Raw genomic sequence first — 18,550 nt, 5'->3', positions numbered from 1 at the left:
TCACACAAAGACGCAAACAGACAAGCGAAAAGGTGCCGATGCAGAACGATCTTAGAAAGATGGGCCTGGCCGAATTGCGGGCCGTGCGCGGCAAGAGCAACGGGCTGTACTGGTCGGTTGGTCTGTTCAGTATGTTCGCCAACCTGCTGATGCTGACCGGTCCGATGTACATGCTTCAGGTCTATGACCGCGTGCTGGGCAGCAAGAGCGAAGAGACCCTGATCGCGTTGTCGCTGCTTGTCGTGTTTCTCTATGGTGTGATGGGTATTCTGGATTTCACCCGTGGCCGCGTCATGGCGCGGGTGGGTGCACGGTTTCAGGCGGACCTGGATCGCCGTGTTTTCGATGCGGTGGTGCGCAAATCCGCCGTGGCGCCGGACGCGCGCACCCAATCGGGGCTGGCCGATCTGGAATCGATCCAGCGGTTTCTGACCTCTCCGGTTTTGCTGGCGTTCTTCGACCTGCCCTGGACCCCCATCTTTATCGCCGGGATTTTCCTGTTTCACCCGTTGCTCGGGTGGCTCGCTGTTGCGGGCGGCACGGTCCTTATCCTGATCGCGCTGGCGAACCAGTTGCTGTCGCGCTTGCCGCAACTCAAGGCGGGGCACGCCAGCCAGACTGCGACGGTGATGTCGGATCAATTGCGGATCGAGGCTGAGATGGTGCAGGCCATGGGCATGCGCGACGCGGCCTTTGACCGGTGGCAGACGGCCCGCAGCGGCGCGTTGCAGGAACAGATCAAGGCCACGGATGTGGGTGGCGGCTTTACCTCGCTGACCAAGACGCTGCGCCTGTTTCTGCAAAGTGCGATGCTGGGTCTGGGGGCCTATCTGGTGCTGCAGAACGAGATGACGCCGGGCGCGATGATTGCGGGGTCCATCCTGTTGGGCCGCGCGCTTGCTCCGATTGAGACGATGTTGACCCAGTGGCAAACCGTGCAGCGCGCGACTAAAGGATGGGATGCGCTGGCGGATCTGTTGGGAACTGTGCGCCCCGAACCGCCGCGCACCGACCTGCCCAAGCCCAAAGCACAACTGGTGGCCAAGGCGCTGACCGTGGTGCCGCCGGGCGAAAAGACGGCGTCCCTGCGGGGACTGAATTTTGACCTGCCGCCCGGTCACGCGATGGGTGTGATTGGACCGTCGGGTGCGGGCAAATCGACGCTTGCGCGTTGTGTCACGGGTGTGTGGCGACCTGCGGGTGGATCGATCCGTCTGGATGCTGCGGCGCTTGATCAATATGCGCCCAACGTCCTCGGGCAGCACATCGGCTACCTGCCGCAACGGGTCCAGCTTTTTGACGGGACCATCGCCGAGAACATCGCGCGGCTGTCCTTGCAACCGGATGACGCCAAAGTGGTGGCTGCCGCGCAAAAGGCGGACGCGCACAAGATGATCCTTGAACTGCCCGAAGGCTACGACACCCGTGTGAACGCCGCCCAACAGCGCCTGTCAGGCGGTCAGATCCAGCGGATCGGGCTGGCGCGGGCGCTCTATGATGATCCGGTGATCCTGGTTCTGGATGAGCCGAACTCGAACCTCGACAACGAGGGGACGCAGGCGCTGAACCAGGCCATTCGCGGGGCCAAGGCCGACGGTCGTTCGGTCATCATCATGGCGCACAGGCCCGCCGCGATCCAGGAATGTGATCTGTTGCTGGTCATCGACGGCGGTGTCCGCACCGCCTTTGGGCCCAAGGACGAGATTCTGAAATCCATGGTCAAGAACCATCAACAAATCCAGCGCGCACCCGCCGGTGCAGGGGGTGTCACATGAGCGACAACAATTGGTCGGCCAAACGCCCGCTTTTCATCGGGTTCTTTGGCCTCTTTGGCCTGCTGGGCGGGTTCATGGCCTGGGCCATCTACACCGAGATTGCGGGCGCCATCATCGCGCCGGGACGTATCGAGGTCGATCAGAACCGGCAGATTGTGCAGCACCCCACAGGCGGCGTTGTGTCCAAGATCGCGGTTCAGGAGGGCGATACCGTTCAGGCGGGTGACCTGTTGATCCAGTTGGACGTGACCCAGATGCGGTCCAGCCTCGCCATCGTCGAAGGGCAACTCTACGAGTTCATGGCCCGTCGCGGACGGCTTGAGGCCGAGCGGGACGAGCGCGACACGATCACCTTTGAGCCCGAGTTGCTGAAGATCGCAGAGGAACGCCCGTCCGTGGCCGAACTGGTCGAGGGGCAGCGCAATCTGTTTTTTGCCCGCCGCGATTCCATTGCGCGCCAGATCGAACAACTGGAGAAACGCGCAGGCCAAACCGGCAACCAGATTATCGGCATCGAGGCGCAAGAGGCATCGCTGGCCCGTCAGCTTGAGCTGATCGAGGTCGAGTTGGAAGCGCAGCAAAGCCTGCTGGAGCGGGGTTTGACGCAAGCGTCGGGCGTGCTGGCGCTGCAACGGCAATCGGCATCGCTGGACGGTCAGTTGGGCGAGCTGGCGGCGGGCAAGGCACAGTCCGAACAGCGCATCACCGAGATCGAGATCGAAGTGCTGCGTCTGAACTCGCAACGCCGCGAAGAGGCGATCACCCGACTGCGTGATCTGCGCTCGCGCGAGTTGGAACTGATCGAACAGCGTCTGTCCTTGATGACGGACATCGAGCGTATGGAAATCCGCGCGCCTGTGTCGGGTATCGTTTACAACATGCGCGTTCAGACGATGCGGTCGGTTGTGCGCGGCGCGGACCCGGTGCTGTTCCTCATCCCGCAGGATCGTCCGCTGGTGATCGCCGCGCGGGTGGACCCGCTGCACATTGACCAGATTGTGACGGGACAGGCGGTGAACCTGCGGTTCTCTGCACTGGATCAACGCACGACGCCTGAACTGGTGGGCGAGGTTGCGCTGGTTTCTGCGGATGCGTTCGAGGACGAGGCGATTGGTGCCAGTTACTACCGCGCGGAAATCGTGCTGAACCCCGGTGAGCAGGACAAGCTGGCCGAGGGGCAGGTGCTAATCCCCGGCATGCCGGTCGAGGCATTCATCCGCACGGCGGATCGGTCGCCGCTGGCCTATCTGATCAAGCCGCTGGCGGATTATTTCAACCGGGCCTTCCGGGAATCCTGATCTTGGCCCTTTCCTCGGTCCGGCTGGCGGTCTAGCGTCCGCGCGAAACAGCCTGAAAGGATGCCGCCATGTCGATCGAATCCCGCCTTGCCGAACTGGGTGTAACCCTGCCGGACGCTCCCGCGCCCGCCGCGAACTATGTGCCTTTTGTTCAGGTGGGCAACATCGTCTACGTCTCGGGTCAGATCTCGAACGGCGCAGACGGGTTGATCACCGGCAAACTGGGCGCTGACATGGAAGTCGAGGCAGGGGCCGCTGCGGCCAAGACCTGCGCGATCAGCCTGCTGGCCCAGGTCAAGGCGGCCTGTGGCGGTGACATCGAGCGTCTGGTGCGGGTGGTCAAGCTGACCGGGTTTGTGAACTCGACCGCTGATTTCACGAACCAGCCGCAGGTGATCAATGGTGCGTCTGATTTCCTGGTCGAGGCGCTGGGCGATGCCGGGCGTCACAGCCGTTCGGCTGTGTCCGCGGCGGCGCTGCCGTTGGGTGTGGCGGTTGAGATCGAAGGCATCTTTGAAATCAAATGACGCCTGCCCTGGACCCTGCGTTCCTGCGCGCACCGCTTGCGCACCGCGCCCTGCATGACGTCGATGATGGCCGCCCGGAAAACAGTCGGGCGGCGATCCGTGCGGCGATTGCGCAGGGCTATGGCATCGAGATTGACGTGCAGCTCAGCGCCGATGACCAGGCGATGGTTTTCCACGACTATGACCTGGCCCGGCTGGCGCATGGGACTGGTCCGGTGCGATCTGTCCCCGCGGGGACACTTGGGGGTATCACCTTACGTGGTGGTGACGAGGGTGTTCCGACACTAGATGAGGTGTTGGACCTTGTGGCCGGTCAGGTGCCGCTGCTGATCGAGATCAAAGATCAGGATGGCGGCATGGGCGACAACATCGGCCCGCTGGAGGCTGCAACCGCTGCGGCATTGGCGGGCTATGCGGGACCCGTGGCGCTGATGTCGTTCAACCCGCACAGCGTCGCGCGCATGGCCGACCTGTGCCCCGACCTGCCCCGAGGGTTGGTGACCAGCGCCTATGACCCCGCCAATTGGCCCTTGCCCGAGGCGACTTGTGCGCGGCTGAGGGACATCCCCGATTTTGACCGTGTGGGCGCAAGTTTCATCAGCCACGAGGCCGCCGATTTGTCCCGGCCACGAGTGGCGGCGCTAAAGGCTGCGGGCGCGCACATCCTGTGCTGGACCATCCGGTCGCCAGAGGCAGAGGCGGAAGCGCGGCGGATTGCCGAAAATGTGACCTTTGAGGGGTACTTGGCCGCGCAGCCCGGTTGAACCTGCCCGCCTGCGACACACATTCAACAGTCCAGAGCGAAGGGAAGGCCGCGTGTCCGAGCAAGAGATCGAAATTCGTGTTCTGCCCAGCCTGAACGCCATCGACGCGGCGACATGGGATGCCTGTGCCTGTCCCGAAGCGGCGGGCGGTGGGCGGCCCAATGATCCGTTCACGACGCACCGGTTTCTCAAGGCGCTGGAGGACAGCAATTCGGTGGGCCCCGGCACCGGGTGGCAGCCGCAATACCTGCAAGCCGTGCTGGCCGGGCAGACCATCGGCGTGGCACCGATGTACGCCAAGGGGCACAGCCAGGGCGAGTACATCTTTGACCACAACTGGGCCCATGCCTATGAGCGGGCGGGGGGGCGATATTACCCCAAGCTGCAAATCGCCGTGCCGCATACGCCTGCCACGGGGCGGCGGTTCCTGACCCATCCCGATTTTGCGGAAACCGGCCTGTCGGCGCTGGTTCAGGGGGCGGTGCAGTTGGGGGCGAACAATCAGCTGAGTTCGCTGCATGTCACGTTCTGTACCGAAGCGGAACGGGAGGCGGGCGCTGCGCTGGGCCTGATGCCGCGCACCACGCAGCAGTTTCACTGGCTGAACGACGGATACGCGGATTTCGACGGGTTTCTGGCGACGTTGAGCAGCCGCAAGCGCAAGAACATCCGCAAGGAGCGCAGGCAGGCGCAGGATTTTGGCGGGGTGATCCACACGTTTTCCGGCGATGACCTGCGGCCTGAACATTGGGACGCGTTCTGGGAGTTTTATCAGGACACGGGCGCGCGCAAATGGGGCACACCGTATCTGACGCGCCGGTTCTTTGACATCGCGCAGGAGACGTTGCGGGACGACATGGCGCTGGTGCTGGCCGAACGCGACGGGCGGTATGTTGCCGGTGCGTTGAACTTTGTCGGGGCTGATGCGTTATACGGACGCTATTGGGGCTGTGTGGAGCATCATCCGTGCCTGCATTTCGAGCTGTGTTACTACCGCGCGATCGACATCGCGATTGACCGCGGGCTGGCACGTGTGGAGGCGGGCGCACAGGGTGAACACAAGCTGGCGCGAGGGTATCTGCCGACCCAGACCCACAGCCTGCACTGGGTTGGCGACGCGGGTTTTGCCGATGCGATTGCCAACTACCTCGAAGCCGAGCGTGAGGCGGTGGAAGAGGAGATTGAAATTCTCACGGATTACGGACCGTTCAAGCGGGTCCAGATCGAGGAACAGGAATGACCGAAAAGCTGAGCGAAGAGACGCGCGACACCCTGCTGGATCCGCTGGAGGAGACCGGGTGGTCGGTTGTTGACGGGCGTGATGCGATTTTCAAATCCTTCGTCTTTGACAATTTTGTCGAGGCGTTTGGCTGGATGACTCGTGTGGCTATCTGGGCGGAGAAGTGGGACCATCACCCGGAGTGGTCCAACGTCTACAAGACCGTTGATGTGACCCTGACGACCCATGATTTGGGTGGTGTCAGCACGCTGGATGTGAAACTGGCGCGCAAGATGGACAGTCTGGCGGGTTAAGAGATGGACTATATTCAGAGTTTGATGGCCACCGAGGTGTGGGACGGCAAGACGTTGGGCGATTTCATGTCGCTGGAGTTTCTGGCGTCGATTGTGGGGTCGGTTCTGGCCGCGATTGCCATTCTGTTTGTGGGTTGGACGATTGCGGCCTGGGCCGGACGGCGGGTGCGCAAGATCGGCTTGAACCACAAGCATCTGGACGACACGCTGTTCAACTTCCTCGGCTCATTGGTGCGCTACATCATTTTGGGCTTCACCTTTCTGATCGTGCTGAACACCTTCGGGGTGCAGACGACGTCGGTGGTCGCGGCCGTGGGTGCCGCCGGTCTGGCGATTGGTCTGGCCTTGCAGGGGACGTTGTCGAATGTGGCGGCGGGCGTGATGCTGATCCTGTTCCGGCCGCTCAAGATCGGCGATTTTGTCGACGTGGCGGGCAAGATGGGCACGGTCAAGGACGTGACGCTGAACTTTACCGAGCTGGCGGACCTGAGCAATGTGCAGGTGATCATCCCCAATTCCGAGGTGTGGGGGAACGTGATCACCAACTATTCGATCTATCCCAAGCGGCGGGCCGAGTGGACGTTTGGTGTGGGATACGGTGTGAACCTGAAGCAGGCCGAGGAGGTGATCCGCGACACGATCATGGCGGACGAGCGGTCGCACAGCGATCCCGAGCCGTTCATTCAGGTGAACAACCTGGGCGACAGTTCGGTGGATTTCCTGGTGCGGGTGTGGTGCGACAGTGCGGTTTATTTCCAGTATCAGGCGGACATGAAGCGCAAGGTCAAGGAAGCGCTGGATGCGGCGGATGTGGACATTCCGTTCCCCACGCGCACGCTTGTCCAGGCGGCGGAGTGATCCAAAGGAAAAAGGCCCCCGTCGCCGGGGGCCTTTTACGACATTATTGATTTGGCGCGCCGCTCACATGGCGTCGAGCAGGGCCTCGCCGCCGGAGACTTCGCACATGCCGGGGTTTTCTTCTTCGTGGATCAGGGTGACGGTGCCGTTTTCTACCACCATCGCATAGCGTTTGGAGCGGTCGATGAGGCCCGCGGGCGGGGCGGAGAAGTCGCGGCCCATGGCCTTGGTGAACGCGGCCTCGGCGTCGCCCAGCATGGTGATGCCTGCGGCGGTGGCGCCTGTCGCCTCGCCCCATGCGCCCATCACGAAGGGGTCGTTGACGGAGATGCAGATGATCTCGTCCACGCCTTTTTCGGCAAACTGGTCTTTGGTGCGGATAAAGCTGGGCACGTGGGCCGTGCTGCACACGCCGGTATAGGCGCCGGGCAGGGCAAAGATCACGACCTTGCGGTCCTTGGTCTTGTCGCTGAGCTGGAGCGTGGCGGGGCCGTCGTCGCCCAGATAGGACAGGGTTGCGTCGGGAAGGGTATCGCCTTGGGAAATTGCCATGTGTTTGGGCCTTTCTTGGAATTGCCTATGCCTTGGAGAGCGATATAGGCTGCGCGTCGGTAAAGGGCGAGAACAAAGGTTGGGCAAATGAGCCATGTGGTGGTGATCGGGGCAGGGCAGGCGGGGTCGTCCTGTGTGGCCAAGTTGCGCAATGGCGGGTTCGAGGGGGCGGTGACATTGATCGGGGCCGAGCCTGTGCCGCCCTATCAGCGCCCGCCCTTGTCCAAGGCCTATCTGCTGGGCGAGATGCCGCTGGAGCGGTTGTTCCTGCGTCCGGAGGCGTTTTACGCGGAGCATGACATTGATCTGCGTCTTGGGTCCGTGGTGACGGGCATTGATACGGGTGCGCAGACCGTGCGGGTGGGAGACGACGATCTGTCTTATACCGATCTGGTCTTTGCCACCGGGTCGGAGCCGCGCCGCCTGCCCGCTGCCATTGGCGGTGATCTGGACGGCGTGTTCGTGGTGCGCGATCTGCCGGATGTGGACGCGATGGCGCCGGTCTGTGCGGCGGGCAAGACGGTGTTGATCGTGGGCGGCGGATATATCGGCCTAGAGGCGGCGGCGGTCTGTTCCAAGCTGGGCCTGAATGTCGTGCTGGTCGAGATGGCCGAACGGATCCTGCAACGTGTGGCAGCACCTGAAACGAGTGACTATTTCCGCAGCCTGCATGCCGGGCATGGCGTAGATCTGCGCGAGGGCGTCGGGTTGACCCGCCTGCTGGGTGATAGGGCCGTGAAGGGGGCCGAACTGACGGACGGCACCATGCTGGACGTGGATCTGGTGATCGTCGGTGTGGGCATCACGCCCGCCACGGCGCTGGCCGAGGCGGCGGGACTCGCACTCGACAACGGGATTGCCACGGATGCGCAGGGGTGCACCAATGTACCGCATGTCTGGGCGGCGGGCGATTGTGCGTCGTTCCCCTTTCGCGGCGCGCGCATTCGGTTGGAAAGCGTGCCCAATGCCATCGATCAGGCGGAATGCGTGGCCGAGAACATCATGGGGGCGGGCAAGGAATACGTTGCGCGGCCCTGGTTCTGGTCAGATCAGTATGATGTGAAATTGCAGATTGCGGGGCTCAACACCGGCTATGACCGGGTGGTGACGCGGGATGGCGGGGCGGCGCAGTCATTCTGGTACTACCGTGGCGACACGCTGTTGGCCGTCGATGCGGCCAATGATCCGCGCGCCTACATGATCGGCAAGCGGCTGATCGAGGCGGGCAAGGATGCAGACCCTGCGGTGGTGGCGGATCCTGCGGGGGACCTCAAGGCGCTGCTCAAGTGAGGATCATTGCCGGGCGTTGGCGCGGTGTGCCTCTTGCCTCGGTTGGCAAGGGTGATCCGGGCGCGCATCTGCGTCCCACGCCGGACCGGGTGCGCGAGAGCCTGTTTTCCATGCTGACCCACCGTGACGTGATTGACGGGGCGCAGGTGCTGGACCTCTTTGCAGGGACCGGTGCGCTGGGGTTCGAGGCGCTGTCGCGCGGGGCGGACCGGGTGGTGTTCGTGGAAAACGGGCGCGTGGGCCAGCGGCTGATCTCCGAGAACATGGCCAAGTTGCAGGCCGGGGAGGCCGCGACATTGATGCGCGGGGATGCCACGCGGTTGGGCGCCAAGGCGCAGGGCCCCTTTGATCTGGTGTTCCTCGACCCGCCTTACGGCAAGGGGTTGGGGCAAAAGGCGTTGGGTGCTGTGCACGGCTGGTTGCGGCCCGGCGCGTTGGTTGTGTGGGAAGAAGAGCGTGTCATGGACGCGCCCGCAGGCTATGCGCCCGTGGACACGCGGCGGTTTGGCACTGCCCATCTGACCCTGTTGGAGGCGGTTGCCTAGCTGCCGCGATAGGTCGAATAGCCAAACGGCGAGAGCAGCAGCGGCACGTGGTAATGCGCGTCCGCGTCAGAGATGCCAAAGCGGATCGGGATCTGGTCGAGGAACTTGACCGCCTCGCCGTTCAGCCCGTGCGCATCGATATAGTCACCGCAGAAAAAGATCAGCTCGTATTGCCCGGCCTTGAATTTGCCCTGCGGCAGGATGGGCGTATCGGTGCGCCCGTCGGCATTTGTCTCGGCCTCGGCAATCTTGCGGTGGCTGTTGCCGGACACACGATAAAGCGCAATCTTTATGCCTGCAGCGGGCAGCCCCCGCGCCGTGTCCAGAACATGTGTCGTCAGATATCCCGCAGCCATTGCATCCGGCCCCCGTTTCTCTCAGATTGTGCGCATCTCACTCTGATTGCAAAGGGAAGTCCATGGCAGACCTGCCACCAAGATATCCGCGCGACTTTCACGGCCACGGGGCGGACCGCCCCGATGCGGCCTGGCCCGGTGGTGCGCGCATCGCCGTGTCCTTTGTGCTGAACTACGAAGAGGGGGGCGAGAATTGCCTGTTGCATGGCGATGCCGCGTCCGAGGCGTTCCTGTCCGAGATCGTGGGCGCCGCCCCCTGGCCGGGGCAGCGGCATTGGAACATGGAATCGATCTATGACTATGGCGCGCGTGCCGGGTTCTGGCGGCTGCACCGCCTGTTCACCGAGACCCGCGTGCCGGTGACGGTCTTCGGTGTGGCCACGGCACTGGCGCGCAGCCCCGCACAGGTCGAGGCGATGCAGGGGGCCGAGTGGGAGATCGCGTCGCACGGGCTGAAATGGATCGACTACAAGGATCATGCTCCGCAGGACGAGGCGGCGGACATGGATGCGGCAATCGCGCTGCACACCGAGGTGACCGGCACGCCCCCGCGTGGCTGGTACACGGGCCGCTGTTCGGTCAACACTGTGGCGCTGGCGGCGGCGCGCGGGTTCGCCTGGATCAGCGACACCTATGACGATGATCTGCCCTATTGGACGCGTGTGGGCGACCGGGATCAGCTGATCCTGCCCTATACGCTCGATTGCAACGACATGCGTTTTGCGACGCCGCAGGGGTTCAATTCGGGCGACCAGTTCTTTGCCTACCTGCGTGACACGTTCGACGCGCTCTATGCCGAAGGGGTGGCAGGGCGGCCCGCGATGATGTCCGTGGGCTTGCATTGCCGCCTGATCGGGCGACCCGGACGGGTGCAGGCGCTGCGCCGGTTCATCGACTATGTGCAGGGGTTCGAAGGGGTGTGGTGCGCGCGCCGTCAGGATATTGCGGACCACTGGGCCGAGACGCATCCGCCTGTGCCACCGCGCGGCTGGCACCTGCTGGACCGGGCGGCGTTTGTCGACCAGTTCGGCGGTATCTTCGAACACTCTCCATGGATTGCCGAGGGCGCGCATGCGCTCGAACTGGGGCCTGCCCATGACACCTCCCAAGGGCTGCACAACGCGCTCTGCCGCGTCTTCCGCGCCGCCACGCAGGACCAGCGGCTGGGCGTGCTGCGCGCACACCCCGATCTTGCGGGCAAGCTGGCGGCGGCCAAGCGTCTGACGGCAGAGAGCACGTCCGAACAGGCCAGCGCGGGCCTCGATGCGCTGACCGACGACGAACGCCACCAGTTCGACACGCGCAACAGCACCTATGTGGCCAAGCACGGGTTCCCCTTCATCATCGCGGTCAAGGACCATGACAAGGCAGGGATCCTGCGCGCCTTTGACCGGCGGATCGGCAATGACACCGCCACCGAAATGGCCGAAGCCTGCCGGCAGGTCGAACGCATTGCGCGCCTGCGGCTGGAGGCGATGGGATGACATACGCCTTTCCCCCCGGCGGACTGCCCGGCCAGAACGAAAACCCCGAAAGCACCGCCGTGTTCACCGAAGCCTACGCAGTGATCCCTGCCTCGGTGCAACGCGACATCGTCACGTCCTTTCTGCCTGGCTGGGACGGCACGCGCGCGTGGATCCTCGCCCGCCCGCTCAGCGGCTTTGCCGAGACATTCGCGCAATACGCCATCGAACTTGCCCCCGAAGGCGGCAGCAACGACCCCGAACCGGACATGGACGCGCAGGCCGTGCTGTTCATGGCGCACGGCACCGCACATCTGACCGTGGGCGCGGACCTTTACGAGCTGCGCGCAGGCAGCTTTGCCTATATCCCGCCGGGCGCGCGCTGGACCCTGTGGAACCGGTCGGATGCGCCCTGCGGCGCGCACTGGATCCGCAAGAAATACGTGCCGGGCGCAGGCGTGGGCCTGCCCGAGGCGGTCGTGACCCACGACACGGATGTCCCCGCCGCCGCCATGCCCGATTGCGGCAATCTTTGGGCTACACAGCGTTTCCTCGACCCGCTCGACATGCGCTACGACTGCCACGTCAACATCGTCAACTTCCAACCGGGCGGGCGCATCCCCTTTGCCGAAACCCACGTGATGGAACATGGGCTCTACGTCCTCGAAGGCACCGCGCGCTACCTGCTGAACCGCGATTGGGTCGAGGTGGGCCCGGGCGACTTCATGTGGCTGCGCGCCTTCTGCCCGCAAGCTTGCATTGCCACGGGCGACGGCCCGTTCCGTTACCTGCTCTACAAAGATGTGAACCGCCATGTCCCGCTCTGAGATCAAGGCACAGCCCCTGACCGCCCGGACCTTCGCCCCCTTCGGCGATGTTCTGGACTGCGCGGGTGATCCGGACAAGATCATCAACGCGGGCCTCTGCGGCCGCTACCACGACCGGGCACAGATGGACTTCGCGGACGGCCGCGCAGGCATCAGCCTGTTCCAGGCCCAACCCCGCCAACTGCCCTACACGCTCGACCTGCTGGAACGACACCCGGACGGTTCGCAATGCTTTGTCCCGATGTCGGAACACAGCTTCCTCGTCACCGTGGCCCGGGACAAAACCGACCTACCACAGGCGTTCCTCACCGAACCGGGCCAAGCGATCAACCTGCACCGCGGTACATGGCACGGCGTCCTGACCCCACTGCACGCACCGGGCCTCTTTGCCGTCATCGACCGCATCGGACCGGGCGCAAATCTCGAAGAACACGCGCTCGACCCCGGCTACACCATCACCGCCTGATCTTCCTTTCGCCCACAAATACCTCGAGGGAGGCGCGCATGCGCCGGGGGCAGAGCCCCCTGAAACATGTCGTGCGCGGCACGCGCGCCGCAAAGATCAGCCCGGATTGCGCTCAGCCCAGCCGGCGAACACCTTTTCCAGCGCGACCACCACGTAGTAAAGGACAATCCCCATCAGCGCCAAGGCGATCAGAACGGCAAACATCAGCGGGTAATCCGCGCTGATCTTGCCACTGTCAAAAAGATGCCCCAGCCCGCGGCCATGCGGCTCCACGATCTCCATCAGGTTGGTCCCGATAAAGGCCAGCGTCACCGCCACCTTCAGCGCGCCAAAAAACTCCGGCAGCGTTTTGGGCAAGGCAATCTTCCAGAAGATCGTGAACTTCGACGCGCCCAGCGACGCAAGGATATCGCGGTATTCCGGCTCCAACGTGCTCAGGCCAATCGACACCGACACGGCGATGGGAAAGAACGAAATCAGGAACGCGATCAGGATCGTGTTCATGTCGTGCTGGCCCACGAACATCAGCGCCACAATCGGCACCACGGTCGCCTTGGGGATGGCGTTGAACCCCACCAGCAACGGATAAAGCGCGTCGCGCATTGTCTTGGACAGGCCCATGACCATGCCCAGAAACACGCCGAACACCACCGCCAGCAGCAGGCCCGCCACCGTGCGCCACAAGGTGTCCCACCCGTATTCCAGAAACAGGCCCCGGAACTTCCAGAACGCGGGCCAGATATCGCTGGGCGAGGCCATCTTGTAATTCGGCCAACCATTGACCCAAACCAACCATTCCCAGAACAGACCAAAGAGGACGAGCGCGGCCAGAGGCACGCCGATCTGACGAAAGGTCATGCCGCGTCCCTCCCTTGCGCGATGCGGATCTGCTGGCGCAGGATGTTGAGCGCCTCCGCACTTTCCGCAGTATAGAGCATCTCAATGTCCCGCTCGCCGGTCAGGTGCACATCCATCACGTATTGCGTACGCGCGGGCCGTCCCGACAGCACGATGACCTGATCGGCGAGAAAGATGCTCTCGCGCAGGTCGTGGGTGATGAGTACGCCCGTGAACGGCTCTTCGGCTTTGACCTTGTGCATGGTCTGCCACAGGTCCTCGCGCGTGAACGCATCCAGCGCGCCAAAGGGTTCATCGAGGATCAGCACCTCGGGCTTGTGCACAATTGACCGGCAGAGCGACGCGCGCTGGCGCATGCCGCCGGACAATTCGGAGGGGCGTTTGTCTTCGAACCCCGACAACCCCACAAGGTCCAGCAAGTGCCGCGCGCGGTCCTCCTGCTCGCGTTTGTTCATGCCTGTGGAGACGATCTCCAGCGGCAGCATCACGTTTTGCAGGATCGTCCGCCATTCCAGCAGGACAGGGTTTTGAAAGGCCATGCCGACGGTTGATTTCGGCCCTTTAACCAGATCGCCGTGCAACCAGACCTCGCCCTCGTCGGGCTTCATCAGCCCGGCCACCAGTCGCGTCAACGTGGACTTGCCGCAGCCCGACGGCCCCACCACAGCGGCAAAGCCGCCTTCGGGCACCGAAAGCTCCAGCCCGTCTAGCACAGGCAGCGGGCCGGAGGGGGTTTTATAGGCGTGGCGTACGCCCTTGATATCAATCAGGTTTGTCATGGGCGCACGCCGTCTTTCCCGCTTACTTCAGCATCCGCGCATCTGCAGCGGGCAGGTACGCGTCGGTGAAATAGAGGCTCGCATCGGGTGCGTTCTGGAACGCGTAGGTCTCAGCCAACTGGCCCAGAGCGGTTTCCATGCGTGCGGCATCCACGCCGCCCATGCCGTTGGCCGCCACGTTGTCGGTCAGCACGTTGGCGTCGATGGCCAGTTGCAGACGGCGGGTTTCCAGTGCTGCATCCGCTGCCGGGTTCCGCTCGATCAGGCTTTCGATGGCCTTGGCGGGATCGGCGATGGCGTCTTTCCACCCTGCGGCGACGGCGGTGAGAAAGCCGGTGACGATCTCGGGGTTGGCGCTGGCAAAGTCGGTGTTGACGATGATCGCGTTGCCATAAAGCTCAAGACCGTAATCCGCCATCAGGATGGTGGAGATGTCCTCCTCCGGCACACCCAGACGCACGAGGTTCAGGAAGGACGAGAAGCTGAACCCTGTCACAGCCGCCACATTGCCTTCGGCCAGCATCGGTTCCCGTGTTGGAAAACCCACAGGCTCGACCGTGATCTTGTCCACGTCGAGGTTGTTGGCGGTGGCAAAGGCCGGGAACTGGGCCCATGCGCCATCCGGGGGCGGGGCGCCAAGCACGCGCCCTTCGAGGTCCTTGGGCTCGGACACGCCCAGCGACTTGCGGCCCACGATGGCAAAGGGTGGTTTGTCATAGACCATCATCACGGCCGTGACCGGCGCGCCGGGGTTCTGGTCGAGGAATTTGACCAGGCTGTTGATGTCGGCAAAACCCATGGGGAACGCGCCTGTCGCGACCTTGGGAATGGCGTCGAGCGATCCCTGACCGGCAGACACTTCGACGTCCAGATCGGCGGCACCAAAGTGGCCGTTGTCGATGGCGGCGAAATAGGGGGCGGCGGGGCCTTCGAATTTCCAGTCGAGTGCAAAGGGCACTTTGGTTTCGGCCATGGCCGCGCCGGTCATGAGGGCGGCTGCGGCAAAGGCCGCAAAGGTTTGTCTGATCATACGTGTTCTCCCAGGTGTTTATCACGCGACCCTAGGCCCTGGCGGTCCGGTGTGGAACGCAAGGCGGTTCGGTCCGCGCCGTTATCTGGGCGTGGACTGTGCGGTGCGATTAAAAATTATGCAATCGATTTCAATATGGATTGTGCGGCGCGCCTGTTCGTGGCCTTGTTGGGGTGCAGCCATGGGAGGCCCCGAGATGAAAGACGACAATTTCCTGCGCGCCAACAATGCCCGCCACATGTGGCACCCGATGGGCCATCCGGGCGAGGCCATGGCCCATGCGCCGACGATCATCACCGGGGCCGAAGGGTCAGTGATCGAAGATATCGACGGGCACAAGACCGTGGATGCCGTTGGTGGTCTGTGGTGCGTGAACCTGGGCTATTCCAACAACGAGGTGAAGGACGCGATTGCAAAGCAGCTTTATGACCTGCCCTACTATTCAGCGTTTTTCGGCACATCGAACCCCACGGCGATTGAAGCATCCTATGCCGTGCGCGAATTTTTCGCCGAGGACGGCATGGCGCGGGTGTTCTTTACCTCCGGCGGGTCGGATTCGGTGGAAACCTGCCTGCGGCTGGCGCGCCAGTATCACCGCATCAAGGGCGAGCCGGGCCGGACCAAGTTCCTGAGCCTAAAAAAGGGCTATCACGGCACCCATTTCGGCGGTGCTTCGGTCAATGGCAACAATCGGTTCCGCATCGCCTATGAGCCGCTGATGCCCGGATGTTTCCACCTGCCGTCGCCCTACCCCTATCGCAACCCGTTCCACGAGACCGATCCGGCTGTGCTGGCCCAGAACATCGCCGCCGCGATGGAGGACGAGATTCAGTTTCAGGGGCCGGGCAGCATCGCCGCCTTTATCATGGAGCCCATTCAGGGCGCGGGCGGCGTGATTGTCCCGCACGAGACGTTCATGCCGCTGATGCGCGAGATTTGCGACCGGCACGGCATCCTGATGATCGCCGACGAAGTCATCACAGGCTTTGGCCGCACGGGAGATTGGAGCGGCAGCCGCCATTGGGGTGTGCAGCCCGACATGATGAGCTGTGCCAAGGGCATCACATCGGGCTATTTCCCCGTCGGTGCTGCGTTGATGTCAGAACCGGTGGCCGAAGTGTTTGAAAAGGCGGACGCGGATGGGGCGATTTTCCACGGCTACACCTATTCGGCGCATCCGGTGGGTGCGGCGGCGGTCACGGCTTGCCTGTCAGAGACGCTGCGCCTTGATACCAAGGCCAATGCCGGGCCGCGTGGCACGCAGTTGTTCGAAGGGTGCCAGCGTTTGGCCGAGAAATACGATATCTTGGGCGATGTGCGGGGCGGGCACGGGTTGATGACCGGCCTTGAGTTTGTCAGCGATCCGCTTGCAAAAACGCCGATGGATGCAGAGACTATGAAGCGCTTGCACAAGGCCACCTACGAAGCCGGGGCCATGGTCCGCATCGGCGGCAACAACATCATGATGTCCCCGCCCTTGGTCGTGACCGAAGACGAAGTGACCCGTGTGCTGGACGCCCTGGACGCAGGCATGCAGACCATCTGATACAGAGCCTGGGGTAGGGTCCCGCGTCTCAATGCGCGCCTGACGCCACCGCTTCCTGCAGCCACTGCAGAAAGGCCGCGCAGGCAGGTGAGGGCGCATCCGCGAGCGCGTAATAGCAGCCGCGTTCTGGCTTGTCCCATATGGCGACGATGTCCCCACGGCTCAGGTCATCTGAAACCCAGTCACAGACGGTGTATGCAACAGCCTCTGCGCGGCGGATGGCGTCCACGATCAAGTTGCCCGGCATCTCAGAAATCTGTGCCGGAACACAGTCCGCGATGCCTTGGCGGGTGAACCAGTCGTTGACCACGGACACGCCCAACTCTTGCAACCACGGGAGATCGGTGAGGTCCGGGCCGGATACTGGCGCAGTCGGGCGGATGGCGCTGTGGCACAGTACATTCAACGTCACGTTGAGCAGTGGCGGGATGTCTTCGGGCATGTCCTGTTGCAGGCAGAACCGAATGGCGACGTCAAAGTCGGAACTGTCGATGGGTCGCATCTCCGCGCTGAGGTCGAGTTGCACGGTGATGCCGGGATGTGCCGCCTGAAACGCAGCAACGCGCGGCACCAGCCAAAAGGCGGCAAAGCTGGGCGAGGTGGTCACGCGCACATTTGCGGGATGCCTGTTGGCCGCCACAGCGTCCAGACCGCGCCTCAACTCGTCAAACCCGCGTTGCAGATATTGGGCCAGAATCTGGCCGTCATCCGTCAGCAAAACCCCGCGCCCATGCCGTTTCAAAAGCTTCTTGCCGAGATGCTTTTCCAGCGCACGAACCTGTTGGGTGACGGCGGGCTGCGTCACATTCATGGCGCGTGCGGCGGCAGACAGGCTGCCGACCTCGACCACGAGGGCAAAGGCACGCAGCGCCTTGAGCGATGGAAGTTCAGTATGATTCATAACGCCAACTTATAAGACAGGCAGTTAATTTGGCTTGCCTCAATTGCCCAAGAGCCTGTTTTCTATCCGCAAAGCAAAAGGTGGCGTGCATGTCAAAGCTGTTCTCGGAACTCAAGATCAATAACGTGGTGTTCAGAAACCGGATCGGCATGTCGCCGATGTGCCAATATGTGTCCGTCGATGGCGTGGCGACGGACTGGCATTTGGTTCACCTTGGCGCGCGCGCGGTGGGCGGCGCGGGGCTGGTCATGGCAGAGTGCACCGCCGTTTCGCCAACGGGTCGGATATCGAACGGGTGCGCGGGCATGTGGAACGAGGCGCAGGCCGAAAAGGCTGCGCTGATTGTGTCGTTTGTGAAAAGCTATGGTGCTGTGGCGGGCATCCAAATCTCTCATTCGGGCCGCAAAGGCAGCGCGGCAACTGCGCTTGAGGGCGGCAATCATATCGCTGACGAGGATGGCGGGTGGACGCCCGTAGGTCCGACAAGTGACCGGTTTGATCCAACCGAGCAACGCCTGTGGCGGGAACCTCATGCCCTGACAGTGCCGGAGATCCACGCGATCCAGGATGAATTTGTGGCCGCGGCTCAACGTGCCTGCTCCGCAGGATATGATCTGTTGGAGGTGCATTGCGCGCATGGCTATCTGCTGCATTCTTTCCTGACACCCTTGGTCAACACACGCAGTGACGCCTATGGCGGCTCTCCCGAGGGGCGCGCGCGGTTTTTACTGGAAACGGTGGAAAAGGTACGGGCGGTCTGGCCTGCGGAACGTGTCTTGTCCGTCCGGTTGTCCGTAGACGATTTTGCGCCAGACGGGCTGACTGTCGAAGACATGGGACAAATTGGCGGTTGGTTGCGGGAACGCGGCGTCGACATCCTGGATTGCTCTGCCGGGGGCGCTGTGCCTGAGGCACGCGGGGCGATCAACGGTCGGACGCCAGAGCAACCTGATATGGCGGGCGACGTCCGGCGGTCGACGCAACTGCCGACCATGGCGGTGGGTGCGATCACTGACCCGCATCAGGCGGAACAGATCATTGCGGGTGGAAAGGCTGACATCGTGCTGTTGGGGCGCGAGATGATGCGCAGCCCGCACTGGCCATTTGCAGCGGCCAAGACGCTGGGCATAGACGCGCGGCATGTTTTGGCCGAACAATACGGCGCATTTGTCGGAGGCTGAG

General features: G+C 63.1%; 20 protein-coding genes. 14 read left to right on the top strand and 6 right to left on the bottom strand.

The genetic code is table 11. From position 1 onward, the window contains the following. Positions 1–38: 38 nt before the first annotated feature. The 7 genes from Q0936_RS15000 (at position 39) to Q0936_RS14970 (ending at position 6,755) form a co-directional block, all read left to right on the top strand. Positions 39–1,775, top strand: a complete 1,737-nt coding sequence (locus tag Q0936_RS15000) for a type I secretion system permease/ATPase (RefSeq protein WP_299293253.1) — start codon at positions 39–41, stop codon at positions 1,773–1,775. Then, positions 1,772–3,073 carry an HlyD family type I secretion periplasmic adaptor subunit gene (locus Q0936_RS14995; protein ID WP_299143651.1) on the top strand — a complete coding sequence of 434 codons (1,302 nt, stop codon included), beginning with the start codon at positions 1,772–1,774 and terminating at the stop codon, positions 3,071–3,073. Before Q0936_RS15000 ends, Q0936_RS14995 begins: the two co-directional genes overlap by 4 nt. Positions 3,074–3,141: 68 nt before the next feature. Continuing rightward, entirely contained in the window at positions 3,142–3,600 is a 459-nt protein-coding gene (locus Q0936_RS14990; protein WP_299293250.1) for a RidA family protein, read from the top strand. Next, a complete protein-coding gene (locus Q0936_RS14985; RefSeq protein WP_299143647.1) occupies positions 3,597–4,364 on the top strand; it encodes a glycerophosphodiester phosphodiesterase family protein in 768 nt (255 codons plus the stop codon). The genes Q0936_RS14990 and Q0936_RS14985 overlap by 4 nt, the downstream gene beginning before the upstream one ends. Positions 4,365–4,416: 52 nt before the next feature. Beyond that, positions 4,417–5,604, top strand: coding sequence for a GNAT family N-acetyltransferase (locus tag Q0936_RS14980; protein ID WP_299143645.1), 1,188 nt, complete (start codon positions 4,417–4,419; stop codon positions 5,602–5,604). After that, on the top strand, positions 5,601–5,897 hold the full coding sequence (locus Q0936_RS14975; RefSeq protein ID WP_299143643.1) for a 4a-hydroxytetrahydrobiopterin dehydratase: 297 nt from the start codon (positions 5,601–5,603) through the stop codon (positions 5,895–5,897). Before Q0936_RS14980 ends, Q0936_RS14975 begins: the two co-directional genes overlap by 4 nt. A 3-nt stretch (positions 5,898–5,900) precedes the next feature. Beyond that, entirely contained in the window at positions 5,901–6,755 is an 855-nt protein-coding gene (locus Q0936_RS14970) for a mechanosensitive ion channel domain-containing protein (protein WP_299293247.1), read from the top strand. A 63-nt stretch (positions 6,756–6,818) separates the two neighbouring features. Here Q0936_RS14970 and Q0936_RS14965 read toward each other — a convergent pair whose 3' ends face one another. Next, the gene (locus tag Q0936_RS14965) at positions 6,819–7,307 is read right to left on the bottom strand and encodes a peroxiredoxin (protein ID WP_299293244.1); all 489 of its coding nucleotides are present in this window, start codon (positions 7,305–7,307) and stop codon (positions 6,819–6,821) included. A gap of 87 nt (positions 7,308–7,394) precedes the next feature. Here Q0936_RS14965 and Q0936_RS14960 point away from each other — a divergent pair, with 87 nt between their 5' ends. Both Q0936_RS14960 and rsmD read left to right on the top strand, forming a co-directional pair. Further along, on the top strand, positions 7,395–8,597 hold the full coding sequence (locus Q0936_RS14960) for an FAD/NAD(P)-binding oxidoreductase (protein WP_299293241.1): 1,203 nt from the start codon (positions 7,395–7,397) through the stop codon (positions 8,595–8,597). Further along, positions 8,594–9,142: a 16S rRNA (guanine(966)-N(2))-methyltransferase RsmD gene (rsmD, locus tag Q0936_RS14955; protein WP_299143632.1), complete on the top strand. Its 549-nt coding sequence runs from the start codon at positions 8,594–8,596 to the stop codon at positions 9,140–9,142. Before Q0936_RS14960 ends, rsmD begins: the two co-directional genes overlap by 4 nt. Here the strand turns inward: rsmD and uraH are convergent. Continuing rightward, positions 9,139–9,498 (bottom strand): hydroxyisourate hydrolase, encoded by a 360-nt coding sequence (gene uraH / locus Q0936_RS14950; protein ID WP_299293238.1) that lies wholly within the window; start codon positions 9,496–9,498, stop codon positions 9,139–9,141. The two genes, rsmD and uraH, sit on opposite strands and share 4 nt — an antisense overlap. Positions 9,499–9,560: 62 nt before the next feature. On the opposite strand from uraH, the gene puuE reads away from it, so the two are divergent. The 3 genes from puuE to Q0936_RS14935 are packed head-to-tail and all read left to right on the top strand — an operon-like array spanning position 9,561 to position 12,254. Beyond that, on the top strand, positions 9,561–10,982 hold the full coding sequence (gene puuE / locus Q0936_RS14945) for an allantoinase PuuE (protein WP_299293235.1): 1,422 nt from the start codon (positions 9,561–9,563) through the stop codon (positions 10,980–10,982). Further along, positions 10,979–11,788: a bifunctional allantoicase/(S)-ureidoglycine aminohydrolase gene (locus tag Q0936_RS14940; RefSeq protein WP_299293232.1), complete on the top strand. Its 810-nt coding sequence runs from the start codon at positions 10,979–10,981 to the stop codon at positions 11,786–11,788. Before puuE ends, Q0936_RS14940 begins: the two co-directional genes overlap by 4 nt. Next, entirely contained in the window at positions 11,775–12,254 is a 480-nt protein-coding gene (locus Q0936_RS14935; RefSeq protein WP_299293229.1) for an ureidoglycolate lyase, read from the top strand. The genes Q0936_RS14940 and Q0936_RS14935 overlap by 14 nt, the downstream gene beginning before the upstream one ends. 96 nt (positions 12,255–12,350) lie before the next feature. On the opposite strand, the gene Q0936_RS14930 is transcribed toward Q0936_RS14935, so the two are convergent. Genes Q0936_RS14930 through Q0936_RS14920 form a run of 3 tightly spaced genes read right to left on the bottom strand, consistent with a single transcriptional unit; the run spans position 12,351 to position 14,921 of the window. After that, positions 12,351–13,112: an ABC transporter permease gene (locus Q0936_RS14930; RefSeq protein ID WP_299293228.1), complete on the bottom strand. Its 762-nt coding sequence runs from the start codon at positions 13,110–13,112 to the stop codon at positions 12,351–12,353. After that, positions 13,109–13,891, bottom strand: a complete 783-nt coding sequence (locus Q0936_RS14925; RefSeq protein WP_299293225.1) for an ABC transporter ATP-binding protein — start codon at positions 13,889–13,891, stop codon at positions 13,109–13,111. Before Q0936_RS14925 ends, Q0936_RS14930 begins: the two co-directional genes overlap by 4 nt. Before the next feature lie 22 nt (positions 13,892–13,913). Then, complete coding sequence (locus tag Q0936_RS14920) at positions 13,914–14,921, bottom strand: ABC transporter substrate-binding protein (protein ID WP_299293223.1); 1,008 nt, start codon at positions 14,919–14,921, stop codon at positions 13,914–13,916. Between the two features lie 196 nt (positions 14,922–15,117). Here Q0936_RS14920 and Q0936_RS14915 point away from each other — a divergent pair, with 196 nt between their 5' ends. Beyond that, positions 15,118–16,467, top strand: a complete 1,350-nt coding sequence (locus tag Q0936_RS14915) for an aminotransferase class III-fold pyridoxal phosphate-dependent enzyme (protein ID WP_299293219.1) — start codon at positions 15,118–15,120, stop codon at positions 16,465–16,467. Positions 16,468–16,495: 28 nt separating this feature from the next. Here the strand turns inward: Q0936_RS14915 and Q0936_RS14910 are convergent, their stop codons facing one another. After that, positions 16,496–17,368 (bottom strand): LysR family transcriptional regulator, encoded by an 873-nt coding sequence (locus Q0936_RS14910; RefSeq protein ID WP_299293217.1) that lies wholly within the window; start codon positions 17,366–17,368, stop codon positions 16,496–16,498. Positions 17,369–17,457: 89 nt separating this feature from the next. Here Q0936_RS14910 and Q0936_RS14905 point away from each other — a divergent pair, with 89 nt between their 5' ends. After that, the gene (locus Q0936_RS14905; protein WP_299293214.1) at positions 17,458–18,549 is read left to right on the top strand and encodes an NADH:flavin oxidoreductase/NADH oxidase; all 1,092 of its coding nucleotides are present in this window, start codon (positions 17,458–17,460) and stop codon (positions 18,547–18,549) included. Position 18,550: the final 1 nt, after the last annotated feature.

This window comes from uncultured Tateyamaria sp., assembly GCF_947488715.1.
GTDB lineage: Bacteria > Pseudomonadota > Alphaproteobacteria > Rhodobacterales > Rhodobacteraceae > Tateyamaria.
Note: the sequence above shows the minus strand (reverse complement) of the source record. Positions and strands in the feature narration are given on the sequence as shown.